General features: G+C 66.7%; 18 protein-coding genes. 14 read left to right on the forward strand and 4 right to left on the reverse strand.

Translation table 11 applies throughout. The features are described 5' to 3' along the window. Positions 1-261: 261 nt before the first annotated feature. Entirely contained in the window at positions 262-1,839 is a 1,578-nt protein-coding gene (gene hflX, locus J2T23_RS11580; protein WP_141181183.1) for a GTPase HflX, read from the forward strand. Continuing rightward, complete coding sequence (locus tag J2T23_RS11585; protein ID WP_307360069.1) at positions 1,832-3,889, forward strand: ATP-dependent DNA helicase; 2,058 nt, start codon at positions 1,832-1,834, stop codon at positions 3,887-3,889. The genes hflX and J2T23_RS11585 overlap by 8 nt, the downstream gene beginning before the upstream one ends. Positions 3,890-3,936: 47 nt before the next feature. Here J2T23_RS11585 and lexA read toward each other — a convergent pair whose 3' ends face one another. Beyond that, positions 3,937-4,671, reverse strand: a complete 735-nt coding sequence (gene lexA / locus J2T23_RS11590; protein WP_307360072.1) for a transcriptional repressor LexA — start codon at positions 4,669-4,671, stop codon at positions 3,937-3,939. A gap of 357 nt (positions 4,672-5,028) precedes the next feature. On the opposite strand from lexA, the gene J2T23_RS11595 reads away from it, so the two are divergent. The 8 genes from J2T23_RS11595 to J2T23_RS11630 all read left to right on the forward strand — a co-directional run bounded on the left by J2T23_RS11595 (position 5,029) and on the right by J2T23_RS11630 (position 11,273). Beyond that, complete coding sequence (locus J2T23_RS11595; RefSeq protein WP_141160954.1) at positions 5,029-5,379, forward strand: LysM peptidoglycan-binding domain-containing protein; 351 nt, start codon at positions 5,029-5,031, stop codon at positions 5,377-5,379. A 61-nt stretch (positions 5,380-5,440) separates the two neighbouring features. Continuing rightward, positions 5,441-6,559 carry a histidinol-phosphate transaminase gene (locus tag J2T23_RS11600; RefSeq protein ID WP_307360074.1) on the forward strand — a complete coding sequence of 373 codons (1,119 nt, stop codon included), beginning with the start codon at positions 5,441-5,443 and terminating at the stop codon, positions 6,557-6,559. A 61-nt stretch (positions 6,560-6,620) separates the two neighbouring features. Further along, positions 6,621-7,247, forward strand: coding sequence for an imidazoleglycerol-phosphate dehydratase HisB (gene hisB / locus J2T23_RS11605; RefSeq protein ID WP_141160952.1), 627 nt, complete (start codon positions 6,621-6,623; stop codon positions 7,245-7,247). Continuing rightward, positions 7,244-8,002 (forward strand): imidazole glycerol phosphate synthase subunit HisH, encoded by a 759-nt coding sequence (hisH, locus tag J2T23_RS11610; protein ID WP_141181186.1) that lies wholly within the window; start codon positions 7,244-7,246, stop codon positions 8,000-8,002. Before hisB ends, hisH begins: the two co-directional genes overlap by 4 nt. Continuing rightward, complete coding sequence (locus J2T23_RS11615) at positions 8,003-8,161, forward strand: CG2302 family histidine operon protein (RefSeq protein ID WP_168223112.1); 159 nt, start codon at positions 8,003-8,005, stop codon at positions 8,159-8,161. A gap of 84 nt (positions 8,162-8,245) precedes the next feature. Beyond that, positions 8,246-8,992: a bifunctional 1-(5-phosphoribosyl)-5-((5-phosphoribosylamino)methylideneamino)imidazole-4-carboxamide isomerase/phosphoribosylanthranilate isomerase PriA gene (priA, locus tag J2T23_RS11620; protein ID WP_307360081.1), complete on the forward strand. Its 747-nt coding sequence runs from the start codon at positions 8,246-8,248 to the stop codon at positions 8,990-8,992. Between the two features lie 21 nt (positions 8,993-9,013). Then, the gene (locus J2T23_RS11625) at positions 9,014-9,898 is read left to right on the forward strand and encodes an SseB family protein (protein WP_307360084.1); all 885 of its coding nucleotides are present in this window, start codon (positions 9,014-9,016) and stop codon (positions 9,896-9,898) included. A 58-nt stretch (positions 9,899-9,956) separates the two neighbouring features. Further along, positions 9,957-11,273, forward strand: a complete 1,317-nt coding sequence (locus J2T23_RS11630; RefSeq protein WP_307360087.1) for an MFS transporter — start codon at positions 9,957-9,959, stop codon at positions 11,271-11,273. A 68-nt stretch (positions 11,274-11,341) separates the two neighbouring features. Here the strand turns inward: J2T23_RS11630 and J2T23_RS11635 are convergent, their stop codons facing one another. Next, on the reverse strand, positions 11,342-11,728 hold the full coding sequence (locus J2T23_RS11635; RefSeq protein ID WP_141181188.1) for a DUF1844 domain-containing protein: 387 nt from the start codon (positions 11,726-11,728) through the stop codon (positions 11,342-11,344). Positions 11,729-12,127: 399 nt separating this feature from the next. Between J2T23_RS11635 and infC the strand changes: the two genes are divergently transcribed. The 4 genes from infC to J2T23_RS11655 all read left to right on the forward strand — a co-directional run bounded on the left by infC (position 12,128) and on the right by J2T23_RS11655 (position 14,938). Next, positions 12,128-13,126, forward strand: a complete 999-nt coding sequence (infC, locus tag J2T23_RS11640; RefSeq protein WP_370871404.1) for a translation initiation factor IF-3 — start codon at positions 12,128-12,130, stop codon at positions 13,124-13,126. A 116-nt stretch (positions 13,127-13,242) separates the two neighbouring features. Then, positions 13,243-13,437: a 50S ribosomal protein L35 gene (gene rpmI, locus J2T23_RS11645; protein WP_009358635.1), complete on the forward strand. Its 195-nt coding sequence runs from the start codon at positions 13,243-13,245 to the stop codon at positions 13,435-13,437. Between the two features lie 118 nt (positions 13,438-13,555). Beyond that, positions 13,556-13,945 (forward strand): 50S ribosomal protein L20, encoded by a 390-nt coding sequence (rplT, locus tag J2T23_RS11650; protein ID WP_018763610.1) that lies wholly within the window; start codon positions 13,556-13,558, stop codon positions 13,943-13,945. A gap of 69 nt (positions 13,946-14,014) precedes the next feature. After that, positions 14,015-14,938, forward strand: coding sequence for a TrmH family RNA methyltransferase (locus tag J2T23_RS11655; RefSeq protein WP_141181189.1), 924 nt, complete (start codon positions 14,015-14,017; stop codon positions 14,936-14,938). A 65-nt stretch (positions 14,939-15,003) separates the two neighbouring features. Here the strand turns inward: J2T23_RS11655 and J2T23_RS11660 are convergent, their stop codons facing one another. Together J2T23_RS11660 and J2T23_RS11665 are read right to left on the reverse strand one after the other, a co-directional pair. Continuing rightward, complete coding sequence (locus J2T23_RS11660; RefSeq protein WP_141160945.1) at positions 15,004-15,279, reverse strand: GlsB/YeaQ/YmgE family stress response membrane protein; 276 nt, start codon at positions 15,277-15,279, stop codon at positions 15,004-15,006. A 178-nt stretch (positions 15,280-15,457) separates the two neighbouring features. After that, positions 15,458-16,666 (reverse strand): MFS transporter, encoded by a 1,209-nt coding sequence (locus tag J2T23_RS11665; RefSeq protein ID WP_307360090.1) that lies wholly within the window; start codon positions 16,664-16,666, stop codon positions 15,458-15,460. Positions 16,667-16,721: the final 55 nt, after the last annotated feature.

Here is a 16,721-nt window from a genome sequence, read left to right on the forward strand (position 1 = left end):
TTTGCGCACCGGCCAGACCATTCCGTCTGGCCCGGCCGCCGGACACAACTCGAAAGTCAGCCCACTGCTGCACTTCCCGCCTTGGTCCGGCCTTTCCAGCCCTGCCGCCGATCTGACGCGGCATTCGACCCCCGGCATCGCAGCCGGCGGCGCAACAACCAGGAGAAACGCATGACCGCAGGCCGTCAGCCCAGCGCGAATACATTCCAACTTCGAGCCAATCAGCACTATTCTGGAACTGCCGAATCTTCAAAGGAGACCATGACCAGCCAGCCCAATACCGGTTCCGATCCAGCCGCCCAGGACATGAGTCCGCAGGAGATCCAGGCTGTCATCGACCGGATCCTCGCCAAGGACGTTCCCGCCAAAAATGCCGGCACGTCCGGCGGTGAAGGCGGCAGCGGTAAAGCCGTCCTCGGCAAGGCCCAAGCCATTTCCCGGCTCGACGAAGAACATTCAACGTACGACGGCGACCAGCAGGACCTCGAGGAACGCCGCGCCCTGCGTCGCAGGGCGGGTCTGTCCACCGAGCTTGAGGACGTCACCGAAGTTGAATACCGGCAGCTGCGCCTGGAACGCGTTGTCCTGGCCGGGCTTTGGTCAGAGGGAACGCTCGCCGACGCCGAAAACTCACTGCGGGAGCTGGCCGCCCTGGCCGAGACTGCGGGCTCGGAAGTCCTCGACGGTCTGGTGCAGCGCCGCGACAAGCCGGACCCCGGGACGTTCCTGGGTTCCGGCAAGGCGCAGGAACTCAAGGACATCGTCATGGCCACCGGCGCGGACACCGTAGTGGTGGACGCCGAACTGGCTCCTTCCCAGCGCCGTGGCCTTGAAGACATCGTCAAGGTCAAGGTCATCGACCGAACAGCCCTGATCCTGGACATCTTCGCCCAGCACGCCAAGAGCCGCGAAGGCAAGGCGCAGGTAGAGCTGGCGCAGCTTGAATACCTGCTTCCCCGCCTGCGCGGCTGGGGTGAGTCGATGTCCCGCCAGGCCGGCGGCCAGGTGGGCGGCGCCGCCGCCGGCATGGGCTCCCGTGGTCCAGGTGAGACCAAGATCGAACTCGACCGGCGCCGGATCCGTACCCGGATGGCCAAGCTGCGGCGCGAAATCGCCGCCATGAAGCCGGCACGGGAGACCAAACGGGCCAACCGGCGTCGTAATGAAGTGCCCTCCGTGGCAATCGCCGGCTACACCAACGCCGGCAAGTCCTCGCTGCTCAACCGGCTCACCGACGCAGGGGTCCTCGTGGAGAATGCCCTCTTCGCCACCCTTGATCCCACCGTCCGCAAGGCCGAAACCGCTGACGGCCTGGGGTACACGCTGGCGGACACCGTCGGGTTCGTCCGTTCACTGCCCACCCAGCTGGTGGAAGCCTTCCGCTCCACCCTCGAGGAGGTGGCGGACTCGGACCTGATCCTGCATGTGGTGGACGTGTCGCACCCCGACCCGGAAGGGCAGATCGCCGCGGTCCGGAAGGTCTTCAGCGAAGTCGACGCCCGCAAGGTGCCTGAAATCATCGTCCTGAACAAGGCCGATGCGGCGGACCCCTTTGTGGTGGAGCGGCTGAAGCAGCGCGAGCCACGGCACGTGGTTGTCTCGGCCAGGACCGGGGAAGGCATCCCGGAATTGCTGAAGGCCATCAGCGAGTCCATTCCCCGGCCATCGGTCAAGATGGAGCTGCTCATCCCGTACGAGCGCGGGGACCTGATCAGCAAGCTCCATGAGTCCGACGCCGAGATCCTCAGCCTGGACCACCTCGAGGCCGGTACCAGGGCTGCGGTGATGGTCCGGGAGGGCCTCGCGTCCGAACTGGAACAATTCGTCGTCAATGACTGACCTCGCAGCCGGCGAAGCTGCGCAGACGGCGGGCGAGCAGTTCGTTATCGAACTGCTCGACCGCGCCGTCGCCGGCATGGGCGGACAAAGCCGCACCGGACAACACGAAATGGCCCGCCAGGTGGCCAGGGCCATCGAAACCGGCAACCACCTGTTGGTCCAGGCAGGTACCGGCACCGGCAAATCGCTGGCCTACCTGATACCGCTGATCGCCCACGCCCTGGAAAGCAACAAGCCTGCGCTGGTCTCCACGGCGACCCTGGCGCTCCAGACCCAGATTGTCGGCAGGGACCTGCCCCGGCTCCTGAAGAACATCACGCCGGCGCTGGACCGGCCGGTCAAGGTTGCACTGGTCAAGGGCAGGTCCAACTATGTGTGCCGCCACAAGCTTGAAGGCGGGTTCCCTTCCGAGGAACCGTCGGAAGGGCAGCTGTTTTCCCTGGGGGAGGACACCAGCGTTCCGCATTTCGCCGCCTCCGTGGGCGGACCATCGTCACAGCTGGGCAAGGAAGTGGTGCGGCTCCGCGAATGGGCGGAGAAGACGGCCACCGGCGACCGCGACGAGCTGCTGCCTGGAGTGACGGACCGTGCATGGCGGCAGGTTTCCGTCACCTCGATGGAATGCCTCGGCGCCCAAAAATGCCCGATGGCCGCTGAATGCTTCAGCGAGCTCGCCCGGCAGGATGCCGCCGAGGCTGACGTGGTGGTGACCAACCACGCCATGCTGGCCGTCAGCGCGTTCGAAGGACTGGCAGTCCTGCCCGAATACGACGTCGTGGTGGTGGACGAAGCGCACGAGCTGCAGGACCGGGTGACGGGAGCCGTCTCCGGGCAGCTGTCCGTGGCCATGGTCCACGCGGCCGCTTCCGGCGCACGGAAACACACCGCCATCACCGTTGACGCCCTGAACGCCGCAGCTGCCAACCTGGAAATGGCCCTCGCGGGCGCGCCCAACGGACTTCTCCCCAACGGACTGAACGATGAACAGCTTGACTGCGTGGACCAGCTGCGTGAAGCGTGCAGGGCTGCGTTGTCCGATTCCAAGGGGGACAGCAATACCACGGCCGACGGCGGGCGGCAGCTGGCGCGTTCCCGGCTGATGCTCATCCTGGAACTGTGCGAGCGGCTGATCGCTGCCCGGGAAAACCGGGAAGTGGTGTGGTTCTCCCGCGCCAGCACCTTCGATCCCGGCCAAGGCTATTCGCAGCCCGATGACAGCGCGCCGGTCCTGATCAACATTGCGCCGCTGTCCGTCGCCGGCCGGCTGCGGGAGGGGCTCTTCGCGGGCCACACCGTGGTGCTGACCTCTGCCACCCTGGCGATCGGTTCCGCCTTTGAACCGGCCGCGGGAGGCCTGGGCCTGATCGGTGACGGAGCGCCCAGCTGGACGGGCGTGGATGTTGGCTCGCCCTTCGACTATCCCAAACAGGGCATCCTTTACGTTGCCGGCCACCTGCCCAAGCCCGGCCGAGGTGTTTCACCGGAAGCCCTGGCCGAACTCGAAGCGCTCATCAAGGCCTCCAACGGGGGAGCGCTTTGCCTGTTCTCCTCGCGGCGGGCGGCCGAGGAAGCCGCCGATGCCCTCCGCCCGAAGCTCGACATGACTGTCCTCTGCCAGGGGGAGTCGACCATGACCGCCCTGGTCAAACAATTCGCGGACGAACCGGACACCTGCCTCTTCGGAACCATGTCCCTGTGGCAGGGCGTGGATGTTCCCGGTGGATCCTGCCGGCTGGTAGTGATTGACCGCATCCCGTTCCCGCGGCCGGACGACCCCCTCATGACGGCGCGTTCGCGTGCCGTGGCGCAGGCCGGCGGGAACGGTTTCATGTCTGTTTCGGCAACCCACGCTGCCATCCGGCTTGCCCAGGGGGCCGGCCGCCTGATCAGGTCAACCGGGGACAAAGGAGTGGTGGCAGTCCTGGACTCGCGGCTGGCCACCGAGCGCTATGCGGGATTCCTGCGCGGCGCCCTCCCGCCGTTCTGGGCCACCACTGACCGCGCCAAAGCGCTGGCAGCCCTCACCAGGCTGGGCGCCGACGCGTCCTGAGAACGGCCGGATAGCGCCTGCACGGATGCCGGGCAGGCGTGCGCAGGCTAGAGCGAACGCAGGACTGAGACGACCTTGCCCATGATGGTGGCATGGTCGCCCAGGATCGGTTCGTACTGGGTGTTCTGCGGCAGCAGCCAGGTGTGGCCGTCGCGCTGGCGGAAGGTCTTGACCGTCGCCTCGTCATCCAGCAGTGCAGCGACGATGTCCCCGTTGGCAGCGTCAGCCTGGCGCCGCACCACCACCCAGTCACCGTCGCAAATGGCGGCATCCACCATGGAATCGCCGGCCACCTTCAGCATGAAAAGTTCGCCCTGGCCAACCAGCTGGCGGGGCAGCGGCATGACATCTTCGACGAGCTGTTCGGCAAGGATGGGTCCGCCGGCGGCAATCCGGCCCACCAGCGGAACCATGGCCGTATCCAGGGCAGTAGGCAGCTCCGTTACGGTGGCGCTGTCCCCTGCGGCTTGGGGCGCACGGGACGTGCCCCCACTCTTTCCCCCGCCGTCCAGCGTCAGCGGCATCAACACTTCCATGGCACGGGGCCGCTTGGGGTCGCGCCGAAGATAGCCCAGCTTTTCCAGCTGCGAGAGCTGATGGGTCACGCTTGACAGGCTTGCAAGGCCGACCGTGTCGCCGATTTCCCGCATGGACGGCGGATACCCGTTCTCGTTAACGGAGCGCTGGATGGTCTCGAGGATCTTCTTCTGCCGGGGCGTCAGCCCCTTGGTGGTCCTCTTGGATTGCGGGGCGGTCCTGCCCCCGGCGGCTGCTGCTGCCATATTCGCCATTGCCTTTCGCTTGCCGCCGGAACTTCCGCCGGGCGCTGTTTCCGCCGTGCCGGTGGAAGGACTCCCACCGTCATTGTCAGACCCTGCTGGTCAACTTCAGGAGTGGTTGTTCTTGGTTCCAAAACTAGGCCAGCCATAGTGCTTTTTCAAACATTTGTTCTAGCGAGTCTCGACAATGTTCGTTGATAGGTGCTAAAACTTAACCAGCAAAGTTCGAATATGTGTTCTAACCAGCAGATGCCTCCTTCGAATACCCAGCCGGAAGATGTGCCCGGCGGCGGTGTGGAACGGCAAGGGCGTTGCGGGCGGACACCCGGGCAGCACGGCAAGTCCAGGAGGGCTTAGTTCATGTCAGCTTTAACTCTTCACCAGGTTTCACCATCGCCTGCACCGCTGCGGCTCACCCGCCGGGGGAGGATCGTCCTGATTGGGGTCCCGCTTGTAGTCCTCGCTGTTCTCCTGCTGTCACTCGCCGGGTTCTTCCATTCCCCGGCCAAGGCCTCGGATTCGGTTGCGGACCTCGCGGTGACACCCACCGTTACCGTGACGGTGCAGCCCGGACAGTCGTTGTGGGCCATTGCCGGTACCGTCGCGCCGGGCCGGGACGCCCGCGACGTCGTGGCGGACATTGTCCAGCTCAACAACCTTGACGCCGGCACCGTTCTTCCAGGCCAGCAGCTGTTCGTTCCCACCCACTGAGTGGGAAGCCGCGGGAACCGTCACATTTTCCGGTAGTTGCCGCGGCAACTAAACTGTTCAGGTGAACCAGCAGCTAGAACGTCTGAACCGGCTTCCCCTCCGCAGCAACCTTCGCGGACTGACTCCCTATGGGGCTCCCCAGCTGGACGTCCCCATCCTGCTGAACGTCAACGAAAACACCCATGGGGTTCCTGCCGATGTGCGGGCCGCCATCAGCGCCGCCGTTACGGAAGCCGCCGCAGGCCTCAACCGCTACCCGGACCGCGAGTTCACCGCGCTCCGGAAGGCCCTGGCGGAATATCTCGGGCATGGGCTCGATGAAACCAACCTGTGGGCAGCCAATGGCTCCAATGAGGTCCTGCAACAGATCCTCCAAGCCTTCGGCGGCCCAGGGCGCACGGCCTTGGGCTTCCCGCCGACATACTCCATGTACCCGTTGCTGGCCAGCGGAACGGACACGCAGTACATCATTGGGGAACGCGCGGAAGGCTATGACCTCAGCGCAGAGTCCGCGGCCCGCCAGGTCAAGGAACTCCAGCCCAACATCGTGTTCCTCTGCTCGCCCAACAATCCCACCGGGACCGGGCTTGGGCTGGACGTCGTGGAAGCCGTCTATGACGCCGGCGCGGACAGCCAGGCCATCGTGATCGTCGACGAGGCTTACCACGAGTTCGCACACGACGGAACGCCGAGCGCACTGACACTCCTGCCCGGCCGTGAACGTCTGATCGTCTCCCGCACCATGAGCAAGGCCTTCGCCCTGGCGGGGGCACGGCTCGGTTACATGGCCGCAGCCCCCGAGGTCGCCGATGCCCTGCGTCTGGTGCGCCTGCCGTACCACCTCTCCGCCATCACCCAGGCCACCGCCCTGGCGGCCCTCGAACACCGCGAAGCGCTGATGGCCGACGTCGAGGACATCAAGAAGCAGCGGGACCGCATCGTGGCCGAGCTGACCAGGATGGGACTCAAGCCCGCAGCATCGGACTCCAACTACGTTTTCTTCGGCGGCCTGGAGAACCCGCACCAGGTCTGGCAGGAGCTCCTTGACGCCGGCGTGCTCATCCGCGATGTGGGCATCCCGGGCCACCTCCGCGTCACGGCGGGCACTGAGGCGGAAACCACAGCCTTCCTGACCTCCCTGGAACGCATCCTTGCCGGCCACGCCGCGCTTCACGCCTAGACTTGATACGGCGGCCCTGGACGCCTTGAACCACTTCTTCTCGCACAAAGGATCCTTCACCATGAGTTCAACCGGATCGAATACGGCTGCAGCCCGGACCGCCCGCATGGAGCGTGCCACCAGCGAGTCCTCGGTACTCGTGGAGATCAACCTGGACGGTACCGGAGTCTCGGACATCGACACCTCGGTGCCGTTCTACGACCACATGCTGACGGCCCTGTGCAAGCACTCCCTGATCGATATGACGGTCAAGGCCACCGGGGACACCCACATAGACGTCCACCACACCGTTGAGGATGTCGCCATCACCTTTGGTGAAGTCCTGCGGACGGCCCTCGGCAACAAAGCGGGCATCCGCCGGTTTGGCGAGGCCACGGTGCCGCTGGACGAGGCCCTCGCCAACGCGGTGGTGGACGTTTCCGGCCGCCCCTACCTGGTGCACGGCGGTGAGCCCGCCGGCCAGGAATACCACCTCATTGGCGGCCACTTCACCGGGTCCCTGACCCGCCATGTCTTTGAGGCCATCACGCTGCACGCCGGCATTTGTCTCCACATGAACGTGCTGGCCGGCCGGGACCCCCACCACATCGTCGAAGCCCAGTTCAAAGCCTTTGCGCGCGCGCTCCGCGCCGCCGTCGAACCGGATCCCCGGGTTGAGGGCATCCCCTCCACCAAGGGTGCCCTGTGAGCGGCCCGGAACTGAAGGACGGGGCCATCATCGACCCCTCGGCGTCCCGCAGGCTGCCGTCGCCTGAGGGCAAGCCCACCGTCACGGTGCTGGACTACGGTTCCGGGAACGTCAGGTCCGCGGTGCGTGCCCTGGAACGCGCCGGCGCGGAAGTGATCCTGAGCGCCAAACCGGAGGACGTCCTGAACGCGGACGGCCTGGTGGTGCCCGGCGTCGGCGCATTCGAAACCGTGATGCGCGAACTCAAGGCCGTGGACGGCATCCGGCTCATCGGCCGGCGCGTGGCCGGCGGGCGCCCGGTACTTGGCATTTGCGTGGGCCTGCAGGTCCTGTTCGAAGCCGGCGTCGAACACGGCACTGAAGCCCAGGGCATCGGTGAATGGCCCGGAAAGGTGGAGGCCCTCCCGGCGGAGGTCGTACCCCACATGGGCTGGAACACCGTCAAGGTCCCCGAAGGCTCAAAGCTCTTTGCCGGCGTCGAAAACGAACGGTTCTACTTCGTGCACTCCTACGGCGTGCAGGAATGGAACTTCGACGTCATCCAGCCGCGGATGGCACCGCCACTGGTGACCTGGTCCGAGCACGGCGGCCCGTTCATCGCGGCCGTGGAAAACGGCCCGCTCTGCGCAACCCAGTTCCACCCCGAAAAATCCGGCGATGCCGGCGCGCGGCTCCTGCGCAACTGGGTGGAGGGCCTGCGCAGGCCGGCCGGCGCCGATTCCGGCGGCCCTGCCAGCGCCGGCAGTGGCGCCTAGATGTGGTCCGTACTCCTGATGGGCCTCGCCGGCCTGCTGATTGGCGGCGGTATCTCGTTCCGGCAGCAGGCCAGGCCCCTGTGGCTCCAGGTGTCGTTCTACGCCCTGGCTGCCATGTCACTGGTTGCCGCCTACCTGCTCACGCTGCCGGGCAATTGACAGTCCGGGGGCGGCACGGAGCATAAACGGTTGCCGGCCGCCCCCGCTTTAGTCCCAACCGAAGAACCAACACCGAGGATGAGTATGACCACCGCACATGACCTGCCGGTACTTGAACTCCTGCCCGCCGTCGACGTCGTCAACGGCCAGGCCGTCCGGCTGGTCCAGGGCGAGGCGGGCAGCGAAACCAGCTACGGCACCCCCCTCGAAGCCGCGTTGAACTGGCAGCAGCAAGGTGCCGAATGGGTCCACCTGGTTGACCTTGACGCTGCATTCGGGCGCGGTTCCAACGCCGACCTGCTCCGCGAGGTGGTGGGCCGGCTGGACATCAAGGTAGAGCTCTCGGGCGGCCTCCGCGACGATGAGACCCTGGAGGCAGCGCTCGACCTGGGCGTCGCCCGGGTCAACCTGGGGACCGCAGCACTGGAGAACCCCGACTGGACCGCGCGGGCCATCGAGCGCTTCGGCGACAAGATCGCCGTCGGACTGGACGTCCGGGGCACCACCCTGGCCGGCCGTGGCTGGACGAAGGAAGGCGGGGACCTGTGGGACGTCTTGGGCCGCCTGGAGGAGGCCGGCTGCGCCCGCTACGTGGTCACCGATGTGACCAAGGACGGCACCCTGCAGGGCCCGAACGTTGAACTCCTGCGCCAGATGGTGGAGAAGACCGGTAAGGCCGTGGTGGCGTCCGGCGGCATTTCCAGTTTGGACGACCTCAAAGTCCTCCGCTCGCTGGTCCCCTTGGGCGTCGAAGGCGCCATTGTGGGCAAGGCACTCTACGCCGGCGCCTTCACGCTGCCCGAAGCCCTCGACGTCGCCGGCCGCCGGTAGGCGCGGGGAAGCAGCCCGGCCATGCCCAGCTCCGAAGAACCGGTAAGCCCTCCCGCACGCCAACTCCCCGGCCATATTGCGGCGGCCCTGGCCGGCGCCGGTGGTGCCACGGATTCCGCGGGCCAGCCATGGGCCGGCCGCAGCCTGGCTGGAGATGATGCGAAGATCCACAACTTCGAGGACGACGACGGAACGGCCGACGCCGGCTACCTCACCGCAATTGCCGCGCTCCGGGAGGGGCGGGGCGACGAGGCGGACGTCGTTGCCGCGCTGGCCACGGCCCGCGTGTTCATTCCCATCGTGGCCCAGCTCGCCGAAGAGGCCGGGACAGTGCACGGGCTGCACGCGGACAAGCAGGCGGACATGGCGCTGGTGACGCTGAAGGCCGCCGACGGCAGGACCGCGCTGCCGGCGTTCACTTCTGCGGCCGCACTGGCCGCATGGCATCCCGAGGCCCGGCCGGTAGCGGTCTATGCCGCCCGGGCGGCCCTCTCTGCGGTCGCCGAAGGGGCAGAACTCCTGGTCCTGGATCCGGGTGCGGATGTAACCTTCGTGGTGCGCCGCCCCGGTGTCTGGGCCCTCGCCAAGCAGCACGCTTGGACCCCCTCCTACAATGACCGGGCCCTCGCCGCCGAAATGGGCAACGCTGCCGCCGGCTTCGCGGCCGTCCGCGGCGTCGAACTGTCGCCCGGCAGGGGAGTCGCCGCCAGGGCGGCCGACGGGTCCCTGCTCCCCGGTGGCGGTACCGGGCCGGAACTGCAGGTGGTGCTGTACCTCGAGGACGGCCTGGACGCGGCCGGTGTCCAGGATCTGGTAGCCGGCCTGCAGGCCGAGTGGTCCCGGAATGTATTGTTTGGGGAGCGCGTCGATTCCCTGGAAATCAAACTGAGGCGCGCTCCCGACTAGCCGCCAGCCGGATGGGTGATCCCCAAGGGGCTGCGGCGCATCCTGAAGGACCGCTTTCGTGAATTTCGCTCTCTACCGGGAGTTGCTTGCCGTCCGGCCCATCCGCCGGCTGCTGCTGGTGGGCATGGTTGCCCGGATCCCGCACTCAGCCGCCGGTGTTCTGCTAACCCTGCACATCGTCCTTACCCTGGGCCAGGGCTATGCCGCCGCCGGTGCCGCCGCGGCTGTCATGACCATCGGCATTGCGTTGGGTGCGCCATGGCGTGGCAGGCGCGTGGACACGGCGGGGCTCCGGACCGCGCTCATCCCATCGGTGATCTCGGAGACGGTGATCTGGTCGGTGGTGCCGCACGTGTCCTACCAGTGGCTCCTTCCGCTGGTCTTCGTCGGCGGCCTGCTCACGCTCCCCATCTTCAGCGTGGTCCGGCAATCCCTGGGCGTCCTGGCGGAGGGCGAGCAGCGCCGCACCGCGTTTGCCCTCGACGCCATCACTACGGAGGTGGTCTTCATGATCGGCCCGGCGGCCGGCGCCGTGGTGGCCACCAGCGGCTTCACCACCGCAGGGCTAACGGTGGTGGGCGTTTCAACTTCGCTGGCCGGCCTGTTCCTCATGTGGTTCAACCCGCCCACCCGCAGCGAAGGACTGAGCCTGGAGTGCGCGCCGGATGAGCAGCATGCCGCCGAGGCCGCGGTGGTGTCCACGGCCCCGGGGCATGTGCAGGAAGCCGCCGCGGAACTGGCGCCCGCCGGGGCGGCCACCAGCGCCGCGCAGGGCCTCAGGGGAAGACTGGCGGGCGGCTTTTCCTGGTTCACCGCAACAGTCGCGGCCCTCTTCGCCGTTGCCGCGGGCGCCGGAATGGTCCTCAGCGGCACCGACGTCGGCATTGTGGCCGCGCTGGAAATCGGCGGCCACCAGAGCGAGATCGGGATCGTCTTCGTCTTCTGGTGCGCGGCTTCCGTGGTGGGCGGTTTGGTCTACGGGGCCATGCACCGGCCCATTCCGCCGGTCTTCCTGCTGCTCGGCATGGCCGCGCTGACCCTGCCCATGGCCTTCGCCCACGACACCTGGATGCTTGCCTTTGTCTCCGTCCTGCCAGGGCTGCTGTGCGCCCCTGTGCTGTCCGCGGCCTCGGAAAAGGTCGCGGAGCTGGTCCCGGAGGAGCGGCGGGGGGAGGCAATGGGCTGGTACGGCTCCGCGTTGACCGCCGGAGTTGCGTTCGGTTCGCCGCTGGCCGGGGTCTTCATCGACGTCATGGGCCCTTCCGGCGGTTTCGTCTCCGTCGGAGCCGCCGGCGTGGTGCTCTGCGTCGTCGGGCTCGCGCTTCAGCAGCGGCGCCGCAGGCCGGCCCCTGGGTCTCCCGGCCAGCCGCTTTAAAATGCGACGGCGGGACGGCCCGCAAAGGGGGCGTCCCGCCGTCGGACGGTGCTTGGGGGAGTTGGGCTTTAGTTGACTGCCCCGGTGTACTTTTCGCCCGGACCCTTGCCCGGTGCATCCGGAATCAGCGACTCTTCGCGGAAGGCCAACTGCAGGGACCGCAGGCCGTCGCGCAAGGGTCCGGCGTGCTGGGACCCGATTTCCGGGGCGGCCGCGGTCACGAGGCCGGCCAGTGCGGTGATCAGCTTCCGGGCCTCGTCGAGGTCCTTGAGTTCGGCTGCGTTGTCCTCTTCGGCCAGGCCAAGCTTCACCGCTGCGGCGCTCATCAGGTGCACGGCCGCCGTGGTGATGACCTCGATGGCGGGAACTTCGGAGATGTCGCGGATCTGTTGTGAGACGTCTGCGCCTGCGTCGCCGGGCTCGAAGACGTATGAATTACTGTCTGGGGTGCTCATACTGGTAAGCTTGACACAGACCGACTGGATGTAGTTATTTCAGGGATTGTCCTAAACGATCAGGTTCCCAGCAGCGCTTCGCGGCGTTGACGGGAATTTTTTCTGTAGAATGGCATCCAGTTTGCAAGCGGAGTTCTCTCCCACCCGCGTCAGCCGTTGTCCCGCCCGTTCCTTTGGAACCCGCAGGGACGCAAGGTTGCCGGGTACCTGGTTGGGCATGGGCCGGCATTTGCCGGGACTGTGCACGTGCAGCCCTTAGCGGGTTGCCGGTCCAACCTCTTTGAGGCCTTCGATTGCTCCGGCAATTGGGGGCCTTCTTCATTTGCCGGACTCAACAACAAACACAGGAGCTTTAACATTAGCGAGCCAAGAATCAATGAGCGTATCCGCGTCCCCGAGGTGCGGCTGGTCGGCCCTGCAGGTGAACAGGTAGGAATCGTCCGTATTGAGGATGCCCTGCGCCTGGCTGCCGAGTCCGACCTTGATCTCGTTGAAGTTGCACCTCAGGCGAAGCCTCCGGTGTGCAAGCTGATGGACTTCGGCAAGTACAAGTACGAGGCCGCGGTCAAGGCACGTGAGGCCCGGAAGAACCAGACGAACACCGTTCTGAAGGAAATCCGCTTCCGCCTGAAGATCGACACCCACGATTACGAGACCAAGCGCGGCCACGCCCTGCGCTTCCTCGGTGCCGGGGACAAGGTCAAGGCCATGATCCAGTTCCGTGGCCGTGAGCAGCAGCGTCCGGAGATGGGCATCCGCCTGCTCCAGCGCTTCGCGGACGACGTCGCCGAAGTCGGCGTGGTGGAGTCCAGCCCCCGCATCGACGGCCGCAACATGGTCATGGTGGTTGGCCCGCTGAAGAACAAGGCTGAGGCCAAGGCGGAGGCACGCCGGGCAACCCAGCGCGCCGAGGCCAAGGCGCAGAACGAAGCCAAGGCTGCAGGACGCGTTGACACCTCCGGCCAGGACCAGACACCCATGACGCAGTCACTGGCGGACCTCCTGCCGGAAGGCTTCACCGTGTCCACCGAGCCGGAGGCACCTGCCGCCGACAACGCTCCGGCCGAAGCGCCTGCTGCCGCTCCTGAGCAGGAAGCTCCGAAGCAGGAGGCCCCGAAGCAGGAAGCGCCCAAGGCCCAGGCTCCGAAGCAGGAGGCCCCCAAGGCTCCGGCTCCGAAGCAGGAAGCGCCGAAGGCTGCTGCACCCAAGGCTGCTGCACCGAAGGCCGCCGCGCCGGCGCCCAAGCCTGCAGCTGCCGCCAAGCCGGAAGCGGCTGCGCCGAAGCCGGCCGGTGTGCCTGCGCCGCCCAAGCCGGTGGCCAGGCCTGCTGCACCGAAGCCTGCTGCACGTCCTGCCCCCAAGGCAGTGCCGAAGCCGGCCGGTAAGAAGACCAACTAGTTCACAGCTGCCGGGCATGTTCCGGCAGTCAGCAACCAGCATGCTGCCCGCGGGGGTGGCTGCGCGATAGAACTGCCGGCCCCCGGGCCCGCAGAAACGTAAGGAGATCGGTTCCCATGCCGAAGATGAAGACCCACAGTGGTGCTAAGAAGCGCTTCAAGCTGACCGGCAGCGGCAAGCTGCGCCGCCAGCAGGCCAACCGCCGCCACTACCTGGAGCACAAGTCCAGCCGCCTGACCCGCCGCCTTGCCGGCGACAAGATCGTCTTCAAGGGCGACGCCAAGGTCATCCGGAAGATGCTCGGCATCTAGTTTCCAAGTTTATTGATGGACCGCCCGCCGGTGGTCCGTCACCTGCCAAACAGCCTTCTCAGGCCGCCGGGACACCGGCAACAGATGCTTGGGATCAGATTTTCGAAGGAGTACGCACGTGGCACGTGTGAAGAGGGCGGTCAACGCCCACAAGAAGCGCCGGGTTGTTCTTGAACGGGCGAAGGGTTACCGCGGACAGCGTTCGCGCCTGTACCGCAAGGCCAAAGAGCAGCTGCTGCACTCGTTTGTGTACAGCTACGGTGACCGCAAGAAGAAGAAGGGCGACTTCCGCCGCCTGTGGATCCAGCGCATCAACGCTGCGTCCCGCGCCAATGGCCTCACCTACAACCGCCTCATCCAGGGCCTGAAGGCCGCCGAGGTTGAGGTTGACCGCCGCATGCTGGCCGAGCTTGCCGTCTCCGACGCCAACGCTTTCGCCGCACTGGTCCAGGTGGCCAAGGACTCCCTGCCGGCAGACACCTCCGCCAAGAAGGTTGCCGCAGCCTAGAAGTCGCTGCCGCCCCTCGCCTGAGGGGCCAGTTCAGGAACTGGAAGCGTCAGCTACTACAGTTCTTGTATGAACGAATCCGGGCGCCCGCAAGATCTTCCACTGTCCAACCCCCGAGCCGATCGGGTCAGGGACGTGGCAAAGCTTGCCGGGCGCCCGGCCCGTTTAAAGCGCGGCCAGTTCCTTGCGGAGGGGCCGCAGGCTGTCCGGGAAGCCCTCAAGCTCCACCAGCAGCGCCTCGCGGCGGGAGCACCCGGAGTGGTCACCGAAGTCTTCGCCAGCGAAAGCTGCCTGGACCGCTTCCCCGAATTCGAAGAGCTCGCCGAAGGCACCAACGCCCGGCTGGCCACCGACGAGGTCCTGGCAGCCATGGCGGACACCGTCAACCCGCAGGGAATCGTGGCCGTCTGCAGGTTCGTGGACGTTGCCTTGGCGGACGTGCTCGACGCCGGCCCGCGCCTGATTGCCGTGCTGTGCCAGGTCCGGGACCCGGGAAACGCAGGCACCGTGCTGCGTGCGGCCGATTCGGCGGGCGCGGACGCCGTCATCTTCACAGCGTCCAGCGTTGATATCTACAACCCCAAGGCTGTCCGCTCCACCGCGGGGTCGCTGTTCCATCTGCCGGTCGTCCTGGCCGCAGATCCCGCGGAACTTGCTGCCGCCTGCAAGGCCCGGGGCATCGGTGTCCTCGCTGCCGACGGTTACGGGCAGCTGGACCTCGATGTCCTGCAGGACGAGAACGCCCGCCGCAGGCTCACCGGAGCCGGCCCCGGATCTGATTACGACCTCGCTGCACCTACCGCCTGGTTCTTTGGGAACGAGGCCCAGGGGCTCTCCGAGGCGGAGCTTGAACTGGCAGACCACCGGGTTGCGGTTCCGGTGTACGGTGCGGCCGAAAGCCTCAATCTTGGGACCGCAGCCACCGTGTGCCTCTACGCCAGCGCCCGATCCCAGCGCCGCCCCGCCCCGCTCGCCCAGGACCACAACGGCTAGTGCGTCCGGGCACAAAGAAAGGCCCCGGAAATCCGGGGCCCATTGACTGTTGCTGGACAGATTGATCAGGGTGCGCGAGTGGCTTTCCCGCGTCCGGTGACGGCTCCGTAGATGCCGGCAACAACCAGGCCGCCAACGATAGCGAGAATCCAGGTGCCGAGGTCGAAGAAGGCAAGATCGCCCTTGTTGAACAGGAGGCTGCCAATCCAGCCGCCAACGATGGCTCCAACGACACCCAGGATGAGGCTGGTGACCCAGCCGCCGCCGACCCGTCCGGGCATAACGGCCTTAACAATGGCCCCGACAATCAGGCCCAGAATAATCCAAGCAAGAAAACCCATGTCTCCTCCTTATTGTGACCGGGATTAATAGTCCCGATGAGCCTCAAGCTAACATACCCACCCGGCAAAGTCAGTAGCTCCAAAGCGGGCGTTGCCGCATCGTTAAGACCCGTCACGGGCGGTCTGTTCACTGCTGCCGCACCGGTGAAGGGACGGCCGGGACCAGCGCCCGGGCCGCTCAGGCAGCGAGCGGCCTTTTGCGTTCCAGCAGTCCGCTGAGCAGGGCGACGCCGAAGCCGAGGACCGCAAGGACAGCGCCCACCAGCGCGGGGGCGACGAAGCCCCACCCGAGCGCAATGACCAGCCCCCCGAGGAATGCGCCGAGTGCGTTGGCAACGTTCAGCGCGGCATGGTTGAGGGACGATGCCAGCGACGGTGCGTCGGGCGAGGCGTCGAGGAGGCGGGTCTGGAGTGCCGGGATCAGCATGGAGCCGGAGGCGCCCACCACGAACACCATCACCATGGCGCTCCACGGCCAGTGGGCTGCCACCGCGTAAACCACCAGGGCCACGGCAATGGCCGGGAGGACGCGGTAGAGCGTGCCCATCACGGATTTGTCGGCCAGCCTGCCCCCCACGATGTTTCCGGCCACCATGCCCAACCCGTATAGAGCCACCACCAGGGGGAGCAGCCCCGACGGGATGCCGGCAACAGCCGTCATGGTGTGCGCGATGTAGGTGTAGGTGGCGAAGAAGCCGCCGAAGCCGACGATGCCCACCAGGAGGGCCAGCCAGACCTGGAGCCGCTTGAGGGCGCCGAGTTCACGGCGGATGCTCGCGTCAGGGTGCGCGGCCTGGAACGGGACAAACTTCCACACCATGAGCAGTGCCACCAGGCCGATGGCGCCCACCAGGACAAACAGCAGGCGCCAGCCGAAAGTCTGGCCCAGCCACGTGGCGAACGGTACGCCCACCACGTTGGAGACGCTGAGGCCGGCCATGACCATGGAGATGGCCCAGCCCCGCCGGGTGGGGGGCACCAAGGATGCAGCGATCACGGCGGCAACTCCGAAGAACGCCCCGTGGGGCAGCCCAGCGGCAAAGCGGGACACGAGCATCGACCCGTAGTCGGGGGCCATGAATGAGGTCAGGTTGGCCACCGTGAAGAACAGCAGCAGGCCCAGGGCCAGGCTCTTGCGGGGCAGTTTGGCGCCGACGGCGGCCAGCAGCGGAGCCCCGACCACCACTCCCAGCGCGTACGCGGAGATCAGGTGCCCGGCTTCAGGGGTGCTGATCCCAAGGCCCTGCTCCACTTCCTTGAGCAGGCCCATCATGGTGAACTCGGTGACGCCGATGCCCACGCCACCCATGGCCAGCGCAAAGATGGCCATGCCGACGCGGGGAGTCGTGGTGCGGGCTGCCGTGGACGGGGAGAGGACGCTGCTCATATGCCTGCTTTTCTGAAGGTGGAACCGGAAAGGGGACGGACGCCACGGCAATGGG

It is taken from the genome of Pseudarthrobacter niigatensis, from assembly GCF_030812615.1.
GTDB classification, from domain to species: Bacteria; Actinomycetota; Actinomycetes; order Actinomycetales; family Micrococcaceae; genus Arthrobacter; species Arthrobacter niigatensis.